This is a genomic window from Janthinobacterium sp. 64, assembly GCF_002813325.1.
Classification (GTDB): Bacteria; Pseudomonadota; Gammaproteobacteria; order Burkholderiales; family Burkholderiaceae_D; genus Janthinobacterium.
The window spans coordinates 2,347,257-2,366,374 of sequence record NZ_PHUG01000001.1; the positions used below are offsets into that span (position 1 = coordinate 2,347,257).

Annotated in this window: 11 protein-coding genes; 6 read left to right on the forward strand and 5 right to left on the reverse strand. The window is 63.0% G+C overall.

What is annotated here, in order from left to right; translation table 11 throughout:
* Nucleotides 1–60 precede the first annotated feature (60 nt).
* The gene (gene hrpA, locus CLU91_RS10265; protein WP_198521301.1) at nucleotides 61–4,257 is read right to left on the reverse strand and encodes an ATP-dependent RNA helicase HrpA; all 4,197 of its coding nucleotides are present in this window, start codon (nucleotides 4,255–4,257) and stop codon (nucleotides 61–63) included.
* A gap of 57 nt (nucleotides 4,258–4,314) precedes the next feature.
* Here hrpA and argA point away from each other — a divergent pair, with 57 nt between their 5' ends.
* The gene (gene argA / locus CLU91_RS10270; protein ID WP_100874072.1) at nucleotides 4,315–5,625 is read left to right on the forward strand and encodes an amino-acid N-acetyltransferase; all 1,311 of its coding nucleotides are present in this window, start codon (nucleotides 4,315–4,317) and stop codon (nucleotides 5,623–5,625) included.
* A 73-nt stretch (nucleotides 5,626–5,698) separates the two neighbouring features.
* Here argA and CLU91_RS10275 read toward each other — a convergent pair whose 3' ends face one another.
* The 3 genes from CLU91_RS10275 to kdsA all read right to left on the reverse strand — a co-directional run bounded on the left by CLU91_RS10275 (nucleotide 5,699) and on the right by kdsA (nucleotide 14,980).
* Entirely contained in the window at nucleotides 5,699–7,381 is a 1,683-nt protein-coding gene (locus CLU91_RS10275) for a ShlB/FhaC/HecB family hemolysin secretion/activation protein (RefSeq protein ID WP_198521302.1), read from the reverse strand.
* A gap of 66 nt (nucleotides 7,382–7,447) precedes the next feature.
* The gene (locus CLU91_RS10280) at nucleotides 7,448–13,897 is read right to left on the reverse strand and encodes a YDG domain-containing protein (protein ID WP_100874074.1); all 6,450 of its coding nucleotides are present in this window, start codon (nucleotides 13,895–13,897) and stop codon (nucleotides 7,448–7,450) included.
* A gap of 237 nt (nucleotides 13,898–14,134) precedes the next feature.
* On the reverse strand, nucleotides 14,135–14,980 hold the full coding sequence (kdsA, locus tag CLU91_RS10285) for a 3-deoxy-8-phosphooctulonate synthase (RefSeq protein ID WP_071075913.1): 846 nt from the start codon (nucleotides 14,978–14,980) through the stop codon (nucleotides 14,135–14,137).
* A gap of 219 nt (nucleotides 14,981–15,199) precedes the next feature.
* On the opposite strand from kdsA, the gene CLU91_RS10290 reads away from it, so the two are divergent.
* Nucleotides 15,200–15,472 (forward strand): oxidative damage protection protein, encoded by a 273-nt coding sequence (locus tag CLU91_RS10290; protein ID WP_034750797.1) that lies wholly within the window; start codon nucleotides 15,200–15,202, stop codon nucleotides 15,470–15,472.
* Nucleotides 15,473–15,638: 166 nt separating this feature from the next.
* Nucleotides 15,639–16,163 carry a DUF6622 family protein gene (locus CLU91_RS10295; protein ID WP_100874075.1) on the forward strand — a complete coding sequence of 175 codons (525 nt, stop codon included), beginning with the start codon at nucleotides 15,639–15,641 and terminating at the stop codon, nucleotides 16,161–16,163.
* 36 nt (nucleotides 16,164–16,199) lie between these two features.
* Here CLU91_RS10295 and rpiA read toward each other — a convergent pair whose 3' ends face one another.
* A complete protein-coding gene (rpiA, locus tag CLU91_RS10300; RefSeq protein ID WP_099762697.1) occupies nucleotides 16,200–16,877 on the reverse strand; it encodes a ribose-5-phosphate isomerase RpiA in 678 nt (225 codons plus the stop codon).
* A 206-nt stretch (nucleotides 16,878–17,083) separates the two neighbouring features.
* Here rpiA and CLU91_RS10305 point away from each other — a divergent pair, with 206 nt between their 5' ends.
* From CLU91_RS10305 to CLU91_RS10315, 3 genes are read left to right on the forward strand one after another with little or no spacing between them, the layout of a single operon-like run.
* Entirely contained in the window at nucleotides 17,084–17,452 is a 369-nt protein-coding gene (locus CLU91_RS10305; RefSeq protein WP_100874076.1) for a response regulator, read from the forward strand.
* A 2-nt stretch (nucleotides 17,453–17,454) separates the two neighbouring features.
* A complete protein-coding gene (locus CLU91_RS10310; RefSeq protein WP_071075909.1) occupies nucleotides 17,455–18,081 on the forward strand; it encodes a chemotaxis protein CheC in 627 nt (208 codons plus the stop codon).
* Nucleotides 18,082–18,086: 5 nt separating this feature from the next.
* On the forward strand, nucleotides 18,087–19,046 hold the full coding sequence (locus CLU91_RS10315; protein ID WP_198521303.1) for a sensor domain-containing diguanylate cyclase: 960 nt from the start codon (nucleotides 18,087–18,089) through the stop codon (nucleotides 19,044–19,046).
* Nucleotides 19,047–19,118 lie beyond the last annotated feature (72 nt).

The following is a 19,118-nucleotide window of genomic DNA, read 5'->3' on the forward strand; positions in this document are numbered from 1 at the left end:
CCACCGTCGCGCCAACGATATTGTCGGATTACGCGTGCCCTTCGGGCACGCTAATCCGACCTACCGCTGCATCGATTCCCATACTTTTTGCAAACGCTTGGCAGACACCGGCATCGGCGTGCGCAATTCCTGCGCAAACAGCGACACGCGCAGCTCTTCCAGCATCCAGCGGAACTCGACCAGTTTCGGGTCCGTGTTCTTGCCGGCCTGGCGGTCCTTGCTCTGGCGCAGATAGGGTGCGGCCGCCGATTGCCATTCGGCCATCAACTTGGTGTCGCGCGCAGGGTCGGCGCGCAGTTTTTCCAGACGCACATTGATCGCCTTCAGATAGCGGGGGAAGTGCGCCAGCTGCGTGTACTCATTTTCCGTCAAGAAACGCTTGTGCACGAGGCCCTGCAACTGCGACTGGATATCGGTGGCGGCCGCTGCGGGAATATTCTGCAAGCGCTTGGGCAAGCCGTGAAATTCCGTCAGCACTTGCGACAGCAGGCGGGCGATTTCATTCACCAACAGAACCAACCGCGACTTGCCTTCCGCCTGGCGCTTGGCAAACGAGGCGGCGTCCAGCGGCAGCGGATCTTGCAGGCATGCAATGTCGAGCGCCTTGTTGATGATTTGCTCGCGCAGCTCTTCCTGCGAACCGAGGGCCATGAACTGCATGCCCATCTGCTGCAAGCCCGGAATGCTTTTCTCGACGTACTTGATCTGCTCCTTCATTTGCAGCGCGAACAAACGGCGCAAACCGATCTTGTGCGTGCGGGCGGCCACGGTCGGGTCGTCAAACACTTCCAGATCGCAATGCGTGCCCTTGTCGACCAGCGCGGGGAAGCCGATCAGGGTCAGCTTGCCCTGCACGATTTCCAGCAGCTCCGGCAATTCGCCGAAGGTCCAGGCCGTCAAACCCATGTGCTGCGAGACGGTAGCATTGCTTGGCGCCGGCGCGGCGGCAGCGGCGGACGCGCCCTTGCCTGCTGCCACTGTAGCGCTCTGCGCCTGCAGCCGCGACGCCACTTGCGCGCCCGCCACCTTCGCACCGGGCGTGCCCGTGCCGGACACGCCCGACACTTCGGCCAGTTTCTGGAAACTCTGGCGCGCCTGGCCGCCGAATTCCGCTTGCAGGGTGGCCAGGTTGCGGCCCATGTCGAGCTGGCGGCCATGCTCGTCGATCACCTTGAAATTCATGAAGTGATGGGCAGGCAGGGTTTCCGGCTTGAAATCCGTCGTCAGCACGTTGATGGTGATTTGCGTGCGGATATCCGCGATGATGGCGTCTACAAGATCGCCGCGGCCAAACACGCCCGCTGCATGCACGCGCTCGCAGAATTTCGCCGCATAGTCAGGCAGCGGCACGCAGTGGCGGCGCAGCTTTTGCGGCAGGGATTTTAATAACAGATGCACTTTTTCCTTCAGCATGCCCGGCACCAGCCATTCGCAGCGCTCGCGCGGCAACTGGTTCAGCGCATACAGCGGCACGGCCAAGGTCACGCCATCGCGCACGCTGCCCGGCTCGAAGTGGTACGTCAGGCCCATTTCCAGGCCCGTCACGGACATGGTTTTCGGGAACAGGTCGGTGGTCACGCCGGCCGCCTCGTGGCGCATCAGCTCTTCGCGGTTCAGATACAGCAGCTTCGGATTGTCGCGCGTCGCTTCCTTGTGCCATTTCTCGAAACCGGCGCCATTGCACACGTCCACCGGCAGCAGCTTGTCGTAGAAGGCGGCGATCAGTTCATCGTCGACCAGCACGTCCAGGCGGCGCGATTTGTGTTCAAGGTTTTCAATATCCTTGATCAGTTTATGGTTGTGCGCAAAGAAGGGCGCGCGCGTATCGAAGTCGCCGCCGACGAGGGCGTCGCGGATGAAAATCTCTCGCGCTTCCGGCAAGTTGAAATTGCCGTAATTGATGCGGCGCTGGCTGTACACCACCAGTCCATATAAAGTCGCCCGTTCGGACGCCGTCACCTGCGCCGAACGTTTTTCCCAGCGCGGCTCGCCCCACGATTTTTTCAACAGATGTTCGCCGACCTTTTCCAGCCATTCGGGCTGGATCTGCGCCACGCAGCGCGCGTACAGCCGCGTCGTGTCGACCAGTTCGGCCGCCATGATCCACTTGCCCGGCTTTTTCAGCAGCGAGGAACCGGGCCAGATATGGAACTTGATGCCGCGCGCGCCCAGATACCCGGCACCCGGCTCGTCCTCGCCCTTGAAGCCGATATTGCCCAGCAAGCCGGTCAGCAAGGCCATGTGCAGATTGTCGTAGGTGGCCGGTGCCTCATTCAATCGCCAGCCCTGCTCCTTGACGATGGTCAGCAGCTGCGAATGCACGTCGCGCCATTCGCGCAAGCGCATCTGCGACAGGAAATTCGTGCGGCAATTGTCTTGCAACTGGCGGTTGGTTTTCTTGTGCTCGATGGCGGACTCGAACCAGCGCCAGATTTTCAGATAGCTCAAGAATTCCGATTTTTCATCGGCAAACTTCTTGTGCGCCTCGTCGGCCGCCTGCTGGTGCTCCATCGGGCGGTCGCGCGGGTCTTGCACGGACAGGGCCGCGGCGACGATCAGCACTTCCGTCAGACACGCGTTATCGAGCGCGGCCAGGATCATGCGGCCCACGCGCGGATCGAGCGGCAGCTTGGCCAGCTTGTTGCCGAGCGGCGTGAGCTGGTTCACCTCGTCGACGGCACCGAGTTCCTGCAGCAATTGATAACCGTCGGCGATCGCGCGCGCCAGCGGCGGCTCGATGAAGGGGAAGGTTTCCACGTCCGTCAGGTGCAATGACTTCATGCGCAGGATGACGGCGGCCAGCGAAGAGCGCAGGATTTCCGGTTCCGTGAATTTCGGGCGCAGCAGATAATCCTGCTCTTCATATAAACGGATGCACACGCCATCGGCCACGCGGCCGCAACGGCCAGCGCGCTGGTTGGCGGCGGACTGGGCGATCGGCTCGACCTGCAGCTGTTCGACCTTGTTGCGATAACTGTAGCGTTTCACGCGCGCCAGGCCCGCATCGACCACGTAGCGGATGCCGGGCACGGTCAGCGAGGTTTCCGCCACGTTGGTGGCCAGCACGATGCGGCGCGCATTGCTGGTCTTGAAGACCCGCTCCTGCTCTTCGGCCGACAAACGGGCGAACAGGGGCAGGATTTCCACGTGCGGCGGATGGTGCTTGCGCAGCGCTTCGGCGCAGTCGCGGATTTCGCGCTCGCCCGGCAAGAACACCAGCACGTCGCCTGAGCCGATGCGGCACAGTTCTTCCACGCCATCGACGACGGCATCCATCAGGTCGCGCTTTTCGCGCGCAGCAGCCGTGCGCTGGCCCGGCTTGTCGGCGTTCGCACCCGAACCGGGCATGGCCACCTGCTCGCGCTCCACGGGACGGTAGCGCACTTCCACCTGGTACAGACGGCCCGACACTTCGATCACGGGCGCCGGTTTTTCCGGCGTGCCGAAATGGCGCGAAAAGCGTTCCGCATCGATGGTGGCCGAGGTGATGATGATTTTCAGATCGGGCCGGCGCGGCAGCAGCTGTTTCAAATAACCGAGCAGGAAATCGATGTTCAGGCTGCGTTCGTGCGCTTCATCGATGATGATGGTGTCGTAATTTTTCAACAACGGGTCGGTCTGCGTCTCGGCCAGCAAAATACCGTCCGTCATCAGCTTGACGGAGGCGCCACGGCTCAGGGTATCGGTAAAGCGCACCTTGAAGCCCACCGTTTCGCCCAGCGGCGTACCGAGTTCCTGCGCGATGCGCTTGGCCGTCGAGGAAGCGGCGATACGCCGCGGCTGCGTGTGGCCAATCATGCCCTTCTGGCCACGTCCCAGCTCCAGGCAAATCTTCGGCAATTGGGTCGTCTTGCCGGAACCCGTCTCGCCCGAGACGATGATGACCTGGTTTTCCGTCAATGCCTTGGCGATTTCGGCGCGCCGGCCCGAGACGGGCAAGTCTTCCGGATACGTGATCGGTGGCAGCGGGTTGCGGAAAGCCTTTTCGGCTTCGCGCGCGGCGCGGGCGGCATCTCGGCTTTCGCGGCTTTCCTGCCCCTCGCGCGGCGGACGCGCGGCCTGGGGCCTGCCCTCTGCCGATCGCTGCTGCTGTTGCTGTTTCTGTTGTTCCGCGCGCGGCGGCTGCTGCCTTTGCTGGCTCACGGGCGGGCGCTGGCGGCCCTGTGCAGACGTGGCGGCAGGCGTGGCAACATCCCCGCTGGCGGGCACATTTGCAACGGTGGAAGGAGGGGAAGACTTATTGCTGGCTGAAGACATTGTTTTTTTACAGGTATTTTAAGCGCGCACATCGCGCAGCGAATTATAATGCGCTTAATGGAAAACCCTACCCAATTCGTCCAATGGCTGCGCTCCGTCGCGCCCTACATCCACGCCTTTCGCGGCAAGACCTTCGTGGTCGCCTTCCCCGGTGAACTCGTCAGCGCCGGGGCGCTGCAGGTGCTGGCCCATGATTTGTCCCTGCTGCATGCGCTGGACATCAATGTCACCGTCGTCTACGGCTCGCGGCCGCAAGTGGCGGAACAGCTGGCCTTGCGTAACGTCGAAGGCCGCTTCCACAACGGCGTGCGCATCACCGATATCGCCGCGCTGGAATGCGCGAAGGAAGCTGCCGGCGAGCTGCGCCTCGATATCGAGGCCGCGTTCAGCCAGGGCTTGCCGAACACGCCCATGTCGCATGCGGCCATCCGTATCATTTCCGGCAACTTCATCACGGCGCGCCCGCTGGGCGTGATCGATGGCGTGGACCTGGAACTGACGGGCATCACGCGCAAGGTCGACGCCGAAACCATCCATTCCATCCTCGGTTCGGACGGCCTGGTGCTGCTCTCGCCGCTGGGCTTCTCGCCGACCGGCGAAGCGTTCAACCTGACCATGGAAGACGTGGCCTGCAGCGCCGCCATCGCCCTGCACGCGGATAAACTGATTTTCATCACGGAAACGCCGATGATGGCAGACGCCACGGGCGTGGAAATCCGCGAACTGTCGTCGCACCAGGCCGAAGCCGTGCTGATGGCGGGCTTCCTGCCCGACGCCACGGCTTTCTATTTGAAACATTGCGTCAAGGCTTGCCACAACGGCGTCGAGCGCTCGCACATCGTGCCGTTCTCGATGGACGGTTCCGCCTTGCTGGAATTGTTCACCCATGATGGCGTGGGCACCATGATCAGCCATGAAAACCTGGAAAGCCTGCGCCAGGCCACCATCGAAGACGTGGGCGGCATCATCAAACTGATCGAGCCGCTGGAAGCGGACGGCACTTTGGTGAAGCGGGGCCGCGAGCTGATCGAGCGCGAAATCGATTATTTCTCCGTCATCGAGCATGATGGCGTGATCTTCGGCTGCGCCGCCCTGTACCCGTTCCCCGCGCAAAAGATGGCGGAAATGGCATGTTTGACGGTGAACCCGGAAGTGCAAGCCCAGGGCGACGGCGAACGCATCCTGAAACACATGGAAAACCGCGCGCGCGCCGCCGGCCTGAACAAACTGTTCGTGCTGACCACGCGCACCTCGCACTGGTTCAAGAAACGCGGCTTCGTGCCGGCCACCGTCGACGATTTGCCGAAGGACCGCCAGCATATGTATAACTGGCAGCGCAAGTCGCAGGTGCTGATCAAGACCCTGTAATCGCCTCACTGGAAACGTAAAAAGCCTGGCACTGCCAGGCTTTTTTGCATTACCAACATTGGCAGGCGAGTATTTACCTTACCCAGCCAGCCTGGAACAGCAAACGCGTGCGCGACGCCGACTCGCTGGTCGGCACGCCGCCGACCGTACGGTGCACCAGTTGCAGGTTGAGCAGCACGCCGCCAGCCATGGCGCTCAGGCCCAGGCCGATATCACCGAGCTTGCGCGACGCGGGGACGCCGGCCGGTGCGGCGATGGACTTGGCCCAGCCATAATCGGTGAAGATGCTGCCGCTCAGCTGCGCCGTGCCGCCACGCGCCAGCGGACGGGCCAGTTCGGCGCGCAGCAGCGCCGCATGGTCGCCACTGAGTTCGCCGATCGGATAGGCGGCCACGCCACCGTCACCGGAAACGCTCATGCGTTCGACACCATCGAGGCTTTTATTGTTCAGCGACGCCTGTGCCCTGACGCTGGTGGTCAGCAGAAACTGCGATGGCAGCGCGCTGATGCGCGACGCCGCCAGACTCAGCTTGGCATAGTTACCCTGCGTATCGGCGCCGGCCGCATCCATCGCTTCGGCAACCGCTTCCTTGAAACGCAAGCGGCCTACCGTCAGGCTCGTGCTACTCTGGGTCAAGCCATCGAAACCCAGGAAAGCATGCGTACGGCGGTCCGAGATATTGGCGCTGAGACTGCTCAACTGCTTGCCCACCGAGGTGTGGGTGACGCCGATCTCGTCCTTCAGATCCTTGTACACCACGCCCAGGCTCGCTTCCACCGTGTGCTCGCGGGTACGCTTGAGCGGTTTGCTCAGGAATAAGTCCACACCGTTGGACGTGCCCGAGGCATCGAGCGCGGCATACACATCGCTGAGCTCGTAGGTTGTGCGGCTGAGCGCGCCTTCGAGACGGGTACCATCCGACCCCAGCAGCATCGAATACGCCAGGCGGCCGTTCAGCAAGCCACTGTTGCGCGTGACCATGCCGCTGGCTGACAGGCGGTCGCCGCGGCCGCTGGGCGAATTCCAGTCGGCATTGAAGCGCAGGCGCTGCTTGCCCGTGTACGTCGAGCCATAGTTATCCAGCAACACATAAGCGCCCCATGCGGGCGTGGCTTGCGTGCGGATGGCGAAGTCCGAGGTGCCGACCTGTTCGCCAGGCATCACGTCGGCCTGCACCACCTTGACGCCAGGCGTGTCATTGATGATCAACATGGCCCGCTCCAGGCTGTCGAGCGAGACGATATTATCGCGCTGCTTGGCCTCGTCCAGCAAACCTTGCACGACGCTATCTTGCACGCGCGAAGTATTGCTGAGGATAAATTTGCCGTAGTGGCCTTCCACCACGCGAATGATCAGCTTGCCATCGGTCAGCTCCTGCGCCGGAACATAGGCGCGGGCCACAAAGTAGCCGTTGGAACGGTAATGGCGCGTGATGCGGGTGGCCAGCTCTTCGAGCTGGACGAGGGTCAGCGTCTGGCCCAATGCCGGCTGCAGCAGCGCCAGCAGGGCAGCGCTGTCGACGACACGGTTGCCTTCCAGCACAAACTGCGTCACCCTGACCTTGCTGGTGGCATCGCCGGGCAGGGCTTGCAGCGCTGGCGCAGCCGGCACGCCACCGAGTGCAGGCAGCGATGGCGGCGGCGTCACCGGCGGCGTCACCGGCTGGATCTGGCGCACGACGTCGCCGATGGTGGGTACTTGTTGCGCCTGTACCGCGGCGACAGTGCCCAGGGCCAGGGTCAACGCCAGCGACATGGCCGTGCGTTTGCATGCAGCCGTGCGAGCGAAGGATATGGTGGCGTTACAGATAAGCATGCTCATTTATTGGGCCTTCACGACAAACAACAATTGGTCTACGCCATCGGGTAACTTGACGCCGCCATTGACGATTTCCATCAAGGAATTACGGCTGACTGGCAAGCGCAAAGGCTGCGATGCGCCGTTGCCCTGGGCACCGGACGGCTGCAGCAGCCGCTGCATCTGCGCCAGGGTGAGGCTTTCGCTCGCCTCGCCCGCACCTGGGCTATACAACACGCTCAGCGGTGCATTCGGGCCAAAGGTGGCGCCCAGTGGCAGCGCGCTGCTATTCACGGTCGGCGGCACGGCAGCGAACGGGGTCAAGTCGCTTTGCAGCGGCAAGCCCAACTCGCGCAGAACCTCGCGCTTGGCAGGGACGCTGGTCCGGGATACCTCGGCTACGGTGCTTGCCAGACTCGCAACGGGCACCACCGAGACGATCTCCACAGTGCCGCTGGCGTTCGCGCCGGTAAGCGTGTAATTGCTGTTGGATACAGTCAAGCCCGACAAACCGACGATGGATTGATTGCCAGCCTCCTTCGAAGACAGGGTGGCCTTTCCACCCAGCACAGCGCTATCGCCTGCCAGCACGCCGTTCAAAGCCAGTAAATTGGCAGCCGCATCCGCCGTGTCGTCAAACGCCCGGCTCGCGCCGGCGACTGCCGCCACATTGACGGGCAAGGCCGTAATGGCCACGCTGCCGGCAGGCAACACGCCATTCAAGGTGTAATTGGCATTGTCCAGGCTCAAGGTGCCCAGGCCGCTGATGGCTTGCGTACCGACATTCTTGCTTGCCAGTACAGCATTGCCGCTCAGGCTGGCGCTATCACCCGCCAGTACGCCGCCCAGGCTCAGCAAACCCGTGGCCGCATTCACGCTGCCGTCATAGCGGCGCGTGGCGCCACTGGCCGCATTCACGCTGAGCGCGCGCGGCGTCACCAACACCGTGCCGCTCGCCGTGGCGCCCGTCACCGTGTAGTTGCTGTTGCTCAAGGTCACGCCGGAGATACCGCTGATGGTCTGGCTGCCCGCATCCTTGGCCGCCAGGTTCATGCTGCCGCCCAGCACCAGGGTGTCGCCCGACACTAGGTTGTTCACCTCCAGCAAGCCGGGGCCGGCAGCGATGCTGCCGTCATATTCCTTCTGCGCGCCACCGATGGCGGCCACATTGACGGGCAAGGCCGTGACGGCCACGCTGCCGGAAGGCAGCACGCCGTTCAAGGTGTAATTGGCGTTGTCCAGGCTCAAGGTGCCCAGGCCGCTGATGGCTTGCGTACCGACATTCTTGCCTGCCAGTACAGCATTGCCGCTCAGGCTGGCGCTATCACCCGCCAGCACGCCGCCCAGGTTCAGCAAACCCGTGGCCGCATTCACGCTGCCGTCATAGCGGCGCGTGGCGCCACTGGCTGCCTGCACGCTGAGCGCGCGCGGCGTCACCAACACCGTGCCGCTCGCCGTGGCGCCCGTCACCGTGTAGTTGCTGTTGCTCAAGGTCACGCCAGCGATGGTGCTGATGGCCTGGCTGCCCGCATCCTTGCCCGCCAGGTTCATGCTGCCGCCCAGCACCAGGGTGTCGCCCGACACTACATTGCTCACCTCCAGCAAGCCGGCGCCGGCAGCGATGCTGCCGTCATATTCCTTCTGCGCACCGCTCACGGCCGCCAAGTTGACGGGCAAGGCCGTGACGGCCACGCTGCCGGCAGGCAGCACGCCATTCAAGGTGTAATTGGCGTTGTCCAGACTCAAGGTGCCCAGGCCGCTGATGGCTTGCGTACCGACATTCTTGCTTGCCAGTACAGCATTGCCGCTCAGGCTGGCGCTATCGCCCGCCAGCACGCCGCCCAGGCTCAGCAAACCCGTGGCCGCATGCACGCTGCCGTCGTAGCGGCGCGTGGCACCACTGGCCGCATTCACGCTGAGCGCGCGCGGTGTCACCAACACCGTGCCGCTCGCCGTGGCGCCCGTCACCGTGTAGTTGCTGTTGCTCAAGGTCACGTCGGCGATGGTGCTGATGGCCTGGCTGCCCGCATCCTTGCCCGCCAGATTCATGCTGCCGCCCAGCACCAGGGTGTCGCCCGACACTACATTGCTCACCTCCAGCAAGCCGGCGCCGGCAGCGATGCTGCCGTCATATTCCTTCTGCGCACCGCTCACGGCCGCCAAGTTGACGGGCAAGGCCGTGACGGCCACGCTGCCGGCAGGCAGCACGCCATTCAAGGTGTAATTGGCATTGTCCAGACTCAAGGTGCCCAGGCCGCTGATGGCTTGCGCACCGACATTTTTGCCTGCCAGGACAGCATTGCCGCTCAGGCTAGCGCTATCGCCCGCCAGCACGCCGCCCAGGCTCAGCAAACCCGTGGCCGCATTCACGCTGCCGTCATAGCGGCGCGTGGCACCGCTGGCCGCCTGCACGCTGAGCGCGCGCGGCGTCACCAGCACCGTGCCGCTCGCCGTGGCACCAGTCACCGTGTAGTTGCTGTTGCTCAAGGTCACGCCGGCGATGGTGCTGATGGCCTGGCTGCCCGCATCCTTGCCCGCCAGGTTCATGCTGCCGCCCAGCACCAGGGTGTCGCCCGACACCACATTGCTCACCTCCAGCAAGCCGGCGCTGGCAGCCACGCTGCCGTCATATTCCTTCTGCGCACCGCTCACGGCCGCCAAGTTGACGGGCAAGGCTGTAATCGCCACGCTGCCGGCAGGCAGCACGCCATTCAAGGTGTAATTGGCATTGTCCAGACTCAAGGTGCCCAGGCCGCTGATGGCTTGCGTACCGACATTCTTGCTTGCCAGTACAGCATTGCCGCTCAGGCTGGCGCTATCGCCCGCCAGCACGCCGCCCAGGCTCAGCAAACCCGTGGCCGCATGCACGCTGCCGTCGTAGCGGCGCGTGGCGCCACTGGCTGCCTGCACGCTGAGCGCGCGCGGCGTCACCAGTACATTGGCGCCCAGGCTGGCTGACGCGAACGTGTAGTTGCTGTTGTCCAGCACCAGGTCCGCATAGCCGGTCAGCGCCTGTGTACCGGCATTACGCGACGCCAGCGTACCCGTGCCGCTCAGGTTGACGGTATCGCCACCGAGTACATTCGTGATCTGCAGCAAGTTAGCGTTGAGTTTGTCGGTCGCGTCGTACTCCCTGCCGCCCAGGCTGGCAAGATGCACTTCCAGCGCGCTGATGGTCGCCGCCAGGTTGACGGTCGGCGTGGACAGGATGTAATTGCTGGCCAGGCCCGCGTTGGCGCCGCTGCCGTCCCCCACCAGCAAGCTGGCCGCCACAGTGCGGGCGCCGGCGTTGACGCTGTCGAAGGTGCCGCTGGCCAACAGCGACAGGTTTTCGCCATTCACGAGGCCCACCAGGGTGCCGGCGTTGATGCTGGCCGCGTTCGTGCGGTCATACGTCTTGTTGGCGGCGCCGATGCCGGCAATGGTCAGCACGGCCGGCGTGATCGACAGGGTACCCATGCTGTAGGTGATGTCATAATCGCTCAGCTTGCCATAGCCGGCGCCCAGGGTCGGCGCGAACAGGCTGGCGCCGTAATTGAGCGTGCCGACGGAGGTGGTGGGCAGCAGGGCCGCACTCCAGTCAACGCCGCTCACGCATGCCAGGTTGTTGTCGCAGCCGCTGACCGTCCAGCCGCCAGCTAGCAGCGGATTGGCCCCGCCATAGGTTTTCGTCAGGGCTGGATTGTTCAGCGTGATGGTGATCGGATCGGTATAACCAAACGTGCGCAACACGGGATAGCCGTCATTGAGCGTGGCCTTGCGTCCCCATACCCCGCTGTGGAAGGTGAAATCCCAGCTGTTGGTGGTGAACAGATTGCTGTCTTGCATTTGCGCCGTGGTCTTGCCCGTGCCGTCGCCACTGCTGTTCTGACCGCTGGTCTGCGTATCCCAGAAACTGTTGCTGACGCCGCCGATGCTGACACCCATCAAGCCGCCTACCCCCACACCCGGGCTAGTCACCAGGCCGGTCGAATAACTCTTGTCGGCCGTGCCCAGATTGTTGCCGATCAGACCGCCCACGTAGTTGCCGGAGGTCGAGACGGCGCCACGGGCGTAGGTATTGACGACGTGGTTGCCAAAATTACGGCCGATCAAGCCGCCCACACTGTCGCCGGTAGCCGTCACTGCACCGCTCGCATAGCTGGTATTGATTTCATTGTCCGGCGTGGCAACGCCGCCCGAGGCGCTGCTCAGGCCGATCAAGCCGCCGACCGTGCTCGTGCCGGTGACGGCGCCGCTGGCGTAACTACCGCTGACCTTGCCGTTATTATTGTTACCGACCAGGCCGCCTGTATTCGTGGTGCCCGTCACCGTGGCGGTGGAATAGCTGCCGCTGACTATGCCGCTATTGTTATTGCCGACCACGCCGCCCGTGTCGCCCTTGCCATTGACGATGCCAGTGACATGGCTGTCGACGATGCGGCCGTAATCGTTTTGCCCGACCAGGCCGCCAGTCCAGACGCCGGTCGTGTTCGTCACCGTGACATTCGCATAGCTGTTGGCCAGGGTGATCTGGTAAGCCAGGTAACCGGTCAGTCCGCCGACATTATTGCCCTGCGAATTGACCGTGCCATCGAAGTGCAGGCGAGTGAGCGTGCCATCGAAGATCGCACCGATCAAGCCCCCCACATAGCCACCCGGCCCCGTCACGCTGCCTGCGGCGTAGCTGTTGTACACGCTGCCCATGTTCAATCCGATCAACGCCCCCACGCCCTGGTTGGCGCTGACCACCGCATTCGACATCGCCACGTTGCGCACCGTGCCGTTGTTGGTGCCGAACAGGCCCACATAGCTGCCGGCTGGCTGGTTGATGCGCAAGCCGCTGACGGTATGACCGAGGCCATCGAACATGCCGGAGAAGGCCAGGGGCGCGAAACCGGCGCCAGAGTTCCAGGCGCTGGTGGCGCTGGCGTCGATATTGCTGGCCAGCGCATAGCGGCCGCTACCGCCACCGTTGATGCCCTGCAAATCGAGGCTATTGGTGCTGTTGGCGCTGCCCAGCGCATTGATCAGGGTGTAGCCCGTGTTATTGATCGTCAGCAACCCCGTGCCGGCGCGGTCGACATCGATGCGGCCCTTGAAGACGCCGGCGTCATCGATACCCACCAGCACATTCTTGCTCGTGTTAAACGCCGGGCTGCCGGGATTGAAGTTGTAGCCCGTCTTCATGTCCAGGGTCGAGCTGCCGGTGGCGCTCATGACGGCGTTGACATTGATGTCGCCGTGCGCTTCCAGGGTCAGCTTGTTGGCGTTCCAGGCCAGCGCCGCGTTGACGTGGATATCGCCCGCTTCGCTGCCGGTCGCCTGGGTCTGGATCGTGACATTGCCGGCGGCCAGCGCCGCTTGCAGGGTATCGACGCCGATGCCGCTCGCGCCTTGCGCGGCGCTGCCGCTGCCGATCGTGAAATCGATGGGGTCGATCAGCCAGGAACCGCTGCGGCCCGCCGCCGCGCTGGTGTCGACGCGCGTGCCGTCAGCCACGCGCAGCACGGGGCCCGAGGTTTCGATGAAGCCGCCATTGCCGCCCTGCGGCGCGCTGGCGTCGAGCTTGCCGGCCACCTCGACGGCACCGCCCTCGCCCAGCAGGAAAATCCGGCCGGCCCGCTCGTTGATGGTGCGCGCGCGCACTTCACCGGTGTTGTTGACAACGGTATTGAGCAAGCCGTCGGCGCCTTTCGCCGTCAGCACCACCAGGCCACCATCGGCATGCACGGCATTGCCGTTGGCCACCAGCGCGGCCAGCGCCGCCTCGTCGACGGCCACGCCCACCAGCGCGCCGCCATCAAACGTCAGGCTGACCTTGTTGCCGGCCGCCAGCGCCACCGTGCCCAGCCTGGCGCTGATCACGCCCTCATTGCGCACTTGCGCGCCCATCAGCACGACATAGCCGCCATCGTTGGCATTCAAACTGCCCAGATTGGTGACGGCGCCGCCCTTGCCGCTGAAGCTGGTCTTGCCAGCCATAAAATCGGCATCGCCGAGATTGAGCGTGCTGGCCACCAGGCCTGCCGTATCGACTCTGGCGCCCTTGCCGAACAGCACGCCGTTGGGATTCAAAATGAACACCTGGCCATTCGCCTTCAGCGCGCCGTCGATCACGGAGCCTTCATTGCCCTTGATCCTGTTGAGCGTGACGGAGGCGGCATTCGGCTGCACGAACGTGACCTTGGCATCCTTGCCGATCGAAAAATTGTTCCACTCGATGGCCGCCTTGCCCGTGGCTTGGGTCACGGTCATGGCCGCCCCGCTTTGTCCGACATGCGCCTGGCCGGCCGTCACCACGGCGCCAGTAGGCAAGGCCGCGGTGGCAAGGTCGGCCGCCTGCGCCACGCCTCCCAGCATGACGCCGGTCAAGACGCTGGCCAGCAGCGTGCCCGTGGTGCCGGAGCGCTTGCCCGCGCTGCCAGCATGTTCTGCCACGACCATGACGGCGTTGCGGCGGCGGTTCCATACGGTACGATGAATGCGATTCATGTGAGGTCCCCATCTGACGTGATGACACCATGGCTTGCCAGGAATTTTCAGCAAAAGCAGCTAACAGCATTATAAAATGCTGCAAGTAAGCAATTTCGACAAATTCTCCCCATCGGGCGTTAACACAACACGCATGCCAAACGACAGCGCCCGCAGCCGCTGCAGGCAAAAAAAAACCACCGGAACCGGTGGTTTTTTTGCTCACAGAACGCGCGAAAAACCGCGACTAGTGACTAGTTACTTGATATTTAGCGGCGCAAACGATTTGACCAGGTCGTCGAGCGCCTTCAATTGCGCCAGGAACGGTTCCAGCTGGTCCAGCGGCAAAGCGCTGGGGCCGTCGCAGCGGGCGTTGTCGGGATCGGGATGGGCTTCCAGGAACAGGCCGGCGATGCCCACGGCCAGGCCGGCGCGGGCCAGGTCCGCCACTTGCTGGCGGCGGCCGCCCGACGCGGCGCCGCCGGGATCGCGCTGCTGCAGCGCGTGCGTGACGTCGAAGATGATCGGCAAGTCGTCACAGGTCTTTTTCATGACGCCAAAGCCCAGCATGTCGACCACCAGGTTGTCGTAGCCGAGGCACGTGCCACGGTCGCACAGGATCAATTGATCGTTGCCCGCTTCCTTGAATTTCTCGACGATATTGGCCATCTGGCCAGGGCTTAAAAATTGCGGCTTCTTGATGTTGATGACTTTGCCCGTTTTCGCCAGGGCCACGACCAGGTCCGTCTGGCGCGCCAGGAAGGCGGGCAGCTGCAGCACGTCGACCACTTCGGCCACCTGCTGCGCCTGCCATGGCTCATGCACGTCGGTAATCACGGGCACGCCGAACGCCGCCTTCACGTCCTGGAAGATGCGCATGCCTTCTTCCAGGCCCGGGCCGCGGTAGGAGTGGATCGATGAACGGTTGGCCTTGTCGAAGCTGGCCTTGAACACATAGGGAATGCCCAGTTTTTGCGTCACGCGCACATATTCTTCGCAGGCGCGCATGGCGAGATCGCGCGATTCGAGCACGTTGATGCCGCCAAACAGCACGAAGCTGCCTGTATTGCTGACGTCGATGCCATGGACTTTCACTGAGGTCATAGGGATTCCATATTAGTTAATTGTTACTACTTGCTTGGAAGAGGCGCAGCCAGCGGCTGGCGCGATAAGGCATCTTACTAGCTGGGGCGGCGCAGATCAAATTTGATCCAGCGCAAGGGCACGGCAAACGGCATGTCGCCAGGCCGCGACGGCCCCGCGAGGGCTGGCGCAAAGTACCTTATAATCACGCTTTATCTCTACACTGATTCAGGAGCACAGATGGCCCGCACGATCCACTGCATCAAACTCAACAAGGAAGCCGAAGGACTGGATTTCCCGCCGTACCCGGGCGAACTGGGCAAGAAGATTTACGAATCCGTGTCGAAGGAAGCGTGGGCTGCCTGGCTCAAGCACCAGACCATGCTGGTCAACGAAAACCGCTTGAACCTGGCCGACGCGCGCGCCCGCAAATACCTGGCCACGCAAATGGAAAAGCATTTCTTCGGCGATGGCGCCGATGCGGCCATGGGTTACGTTCCCCCTACCGAGTAAGTTTAAAACATGCCCGTGACCACGTCACGGGCAGTTTCACCTGCGTTTCACGCCCGCCCCCGCCGTTTCACGGCCATCCCTCCCCGTTTCGTCGCACCCCGCTCGCCGCCCGCGCCGCCCGCTGGCACAGTACGTCCATCGACAATCTCATTCCAAGGCGAACACCATGTTGCAGCACATCTTCAGCCACACTCCCCTGTACGTCTGGGCCATCCTGGGATTTCTCGTGTACCGGGGCGTGCTGGCCAGCCGGGCGCGCGAAGTGAGCTTGCGCAAGCTGTGCATCATTCCCCTGGTCATGCTGGCCCTGTCGCTGAGCGGCGTGCATGGCAGTTTCGGCTTCGATGGCGTGGCGCCGCTCGCCTGGGCAATCGGCGCCCTGGCCGGTGCGGCGCTGGCGTGGACGCTGACCGATGCGCGCAAGATCGTCGCCATTCCCGAACGGGCCAGCGTGCGGCGTCCCGGCAGCTGGCTACCATTGATCCTGATGATGAGTATTTTCTGCATGAAATATGCGGTGGCCGTCACCTTGGCCATTGCCCCGGCCTACGCCCGTGCGCCCGGCTTCATGGTGCCCGTCTGTCTCGCCTACGGTGGCTTCAGCGGCATCTTCCTCGGCGGCTTGCTGCGCACCGTGAGCGTGTACCGCCAGGCGCATATGACAAGCGGCCCGCAAGGGGCCGCCGTGTAAGACAGGTACCAACGCCGGCGAACGCCGGCTATCATCTTAGTAGGCCAGCGTCCGCACGCCTTCCGGCATGCCCAGCAGGCAAACATTGGCGCCGCGCACGGCGAACAGGCCGACGGCGATGACGCCGACGATCTGGTTGATCTGCTGTTCCAGCGCCACCGGATCGGCGATCTGCAAGCCCAGCACATCGATGATTTCGCCACCGTTGTCGGTAATGAAGGCTTCGGTGCTGCCCGCTTTCAGGCGCAAGCGGGGCGTGCCGCCCAGCGCGGCCAGCTGGCGCGAGACGGCGGCGCGTGCCATCGGCACCACTTCCACCGGCAGCGGGAAGGCGCCCAGGGTATCGACCAGCTTGGAGCCGTCGGCGATGCAGACGAACTGCTTCGAGACCGAGGCGACGATCTTTTCACGCGTCAACGCCGCGCCGCCACCCTTGATCATGGCGCCGCTGGCCGTGATTTCATCGGCGCCGTCGATGTAGACGGCGATCGACTCGACATCGTTGAGGTCGAAGACGGCAATGCCATGGCCTGCCAGGCGCGCGGCCGTCGCTTCGGACGACGCGACCGTGCCTTTGATGCGGTGCTTGATCTTGGCCAGTTCATCGATGAAAAAATTGGCGGTGGAACCGGTGCCGACACCGATGATTTCACCGTCGACCACATAATCAATGGCGGCGCGGGCTACGGCTTGCTTCAATTCGTCTTGGGTCATGACATTCAGGCTAAAGTGGGGAATGGCGCTATTTTAACGGATTGCCAGCCCGGCTTGCCGGCCATGATGACCGACGCTGCGACGCGATACAACAGCTAAATGGGAAAACCTTGCCATAGGGCAATTCCGCACTCAATTACTCTCTATGGCCTTTAAAATATGCGAAAATGGAATGATAGTCCGATATGACGTTTCAGGAATAGCACATGAATCACAGTAAACAGGTACTTGTTGTCGATGACAGCCGGGTTTCACGTTTGATGTCGCATCAGTTCATCCTCAGCAAACATGCCGACTGGCAAGTGATTGAGGCGGCGACGGGTGAAGAAGCCCTGGAAAAAGTCAAGACAATCAGCCCTGTGCTGATATTACTGGATGTCAACATGCCCGGCATGGGCGGCGTGGCGGCAGCGGAACAATTGCGCGCGCTGTGTCCGCAAACGCACATCATTCTCGTCACGGCGAATGTACAAAACGCCATCCGCAACCGCGCCAGCGAGCTCGGTGTCGGCTTCATGGAAAAACCGATCACGGAAACCCGCATCCATCAGCTGATCGAATCACTGGGACTGTGAGCATGATCAATCTCTCCGAACTCGAAAACGATGCACTGGTAGAGATATTCAACATCGGGGTGGGCCATGCCGCCGCCGCGATGAGCGAGATCGTCAATGAAGAAGTGACCATGTCGGTGCCGTCGATCACGTTCCTGAACCGTGCCGACGCGGCCGCCCTGCTGGGCAGCAAGAAGGATGGCGAACGCATCTGCGGCGTCAGCCAGCATTACGATGGCGCCTTCGCCACCGAAGCCATCCTGATGTTCCCGGAAGACAAGAGCCTGGAAATCGTGCGCCTGATGGTGGGCGACGCCATGCCGCTGCAGGAACTGACGGAGATGGAACAGGAGGCGATGAGCGAAATCGGCAACATCATCCTGAACTCCTGCGTGGGCACCCTGGCCAACCTGTTCGACAGCGAACTGCATGGCTCGCTGCCCCTGTACCACGTGGGCACCAGCGCGGAAATCCTGTCTTCGTTCGGCGGCCGCGATGACGAAGCCGTCGTGCTGATGCTGCATATCGACTTCGTGCTGTCCAAGCACCAGATCCACGGCTATGTCGCCTTCGTGCTCGACCTGTCCGCCTTGCACGACCTGAAACAGCAGGTCAGCCACTATCTGGCCAAGGTCCTGGGACAGGCGTGACGATCATGCCGGATGCCTTACACCGACTCGCCCTGCTCGAAAGCATACTCGGCGCCGTGAACCTGGGCGCCATCGTGCTCGACGAGCAGCACCGCATCGTGCTGTGGAACCACTGGATGGCACGCCACTCGGCTTGCCGGGCCGACGCCGTGCTGGGCCAGGACTTCTTCGCCGTCTATCCGGACCTGCGGCACAAGCGCATAGCCTCGGCCATCACCCAGGCCCTGCGCGACAATTTCCAGTCGCTATTGTCGCAAACGCTGCACAAGGCGCCGTTCGAGCTCTACACGCACGGCACCAGCGAAGGCCAGGAACGCATGCAGCAGGCGATCGCCGTCACGCCGATCAATCTGCCCGGTTCGCCGCGCCACTGCCTGATCCAGATCAACGACGTCACCATCGCCGTGGGCCGCGAAAAGCTGCTGCGCGAACAGACCATGGTCTTGCGCTCGCAAACGTTTTCCGACGGTTTGACGGGCATTGCCAACCGCCGCCACTTCGACGTGGCGATCGAGAAGGAAATGCGGCGCGCCATGCGCACGGGCAGCCCACTGTCGCTGCTGATGATCGATATTGACCATTTCAAGGATTACAACGACCATTACGGGCACCAGCAGGGCGACGACTGCCTGATCCGCGTGGCAGCCGAACTGGCCGCCATGCTGCAGCGCCCCACCGACCTGCTGGCACGCTATGGCGGCGAGGAATTTGCCGCCATCTTGCCCGACACGGACGCGGCGCAGGCGCTGCGCATGGCCGAGGCGATCCGCGAACGGGCGGCCGGGCTGCGCATTCCGCATGCCAAGACGGACAATGAGGTCAAGCACATCACGGTCAGCATCGGCATCGCCACGCAGCAGCCGCAGCAGCAACTGGCCATCTCCGCCCTGATCGGCGCCGCCGACCGCGCCCTGTACCTGGCCAAGGGCGCCGGGCGCAACCGTGTGATGGTACAGCCATTGTAGGAAATGCAACGCCAGGCGAAGGATTCCAGTAGACATCTTTACGGCGTGTGCGTAGACTCGTAACTGATTGCA

Coding starts and splice junctions, on each gene's coding strand:
- CLU91_RS10305 (WP_100874076.1), top strand. CDS start 17,084: ATGAATCACAGTAAACAGGTACTTGTTGTCGATGACAGCCGGGTTTCA.
- CLU91_RS10290 (WP_034750797.1), top strand. CDS start 15,200: ATGGCCCGCACGATCCACTGCATCAAACTCAACAAGGAAGCCGAAGGA.
- CLU91_RS10280 (WP_100874074.1), bottom strand. CDS start 13,897: ATGAATCGCATTCATCGTACCGTATGGAACCGCCGCCGCAACGCCGTC.
- rpiA (WP_099762697.1), bottom strand. CDS start 16,877: ATGACCCAAGACGAATTGAAGCAAGCCGTAGCCCGCGCCGCCATTGAT.
- CLU91_RS10295 (WP_100874075.1), top strand. CDS start 15,639: ATGTTGCAGCACATCTTCAGCCACACTCCCCTGTACGTCTGGGCCATC.
- CLU91_RS10310 (WP_071075909.1), top strand. CDS start 17,455: ATGATCAATCTCTCCGAACTCGAAAACGATGCACTGGTAGAGATATTC.
- CLU91_RS10315 (WP_198521303.1), top strand. CDS start 18,087: ATGCCGGATGCCTTACACCGACTCGCCCTGCTCGAAAGCATACTCGGC.
- kdsA (WP_071075913.1), bottom strand. CDS start 14,980: ATGACCTCAGTGAAAGTCCATGGCATCGACGTCAGCAATACAGGCAGC.
- argA (WP_100874072.1), top strand. CDS start 4,315: ATGGAAAACCCTACCCAATTCGTCCAATGGCTGCGCTCCGTCGCGCCC.
- CLU91_RS10275 (WP_198521302.1), bottom strand. CDS start 7,381: ATGTCGCTGGCGTTGACCCTGGCCCTGGGCACTGTCGCCGCGGTACAG.
- hrpA (WP_198521301.1), bottom strand. CDS start 4,257: ATGTCTTCAGCCAGCAATAAGTCTTCCCCTCCTTCCACCGTTGCAAAT.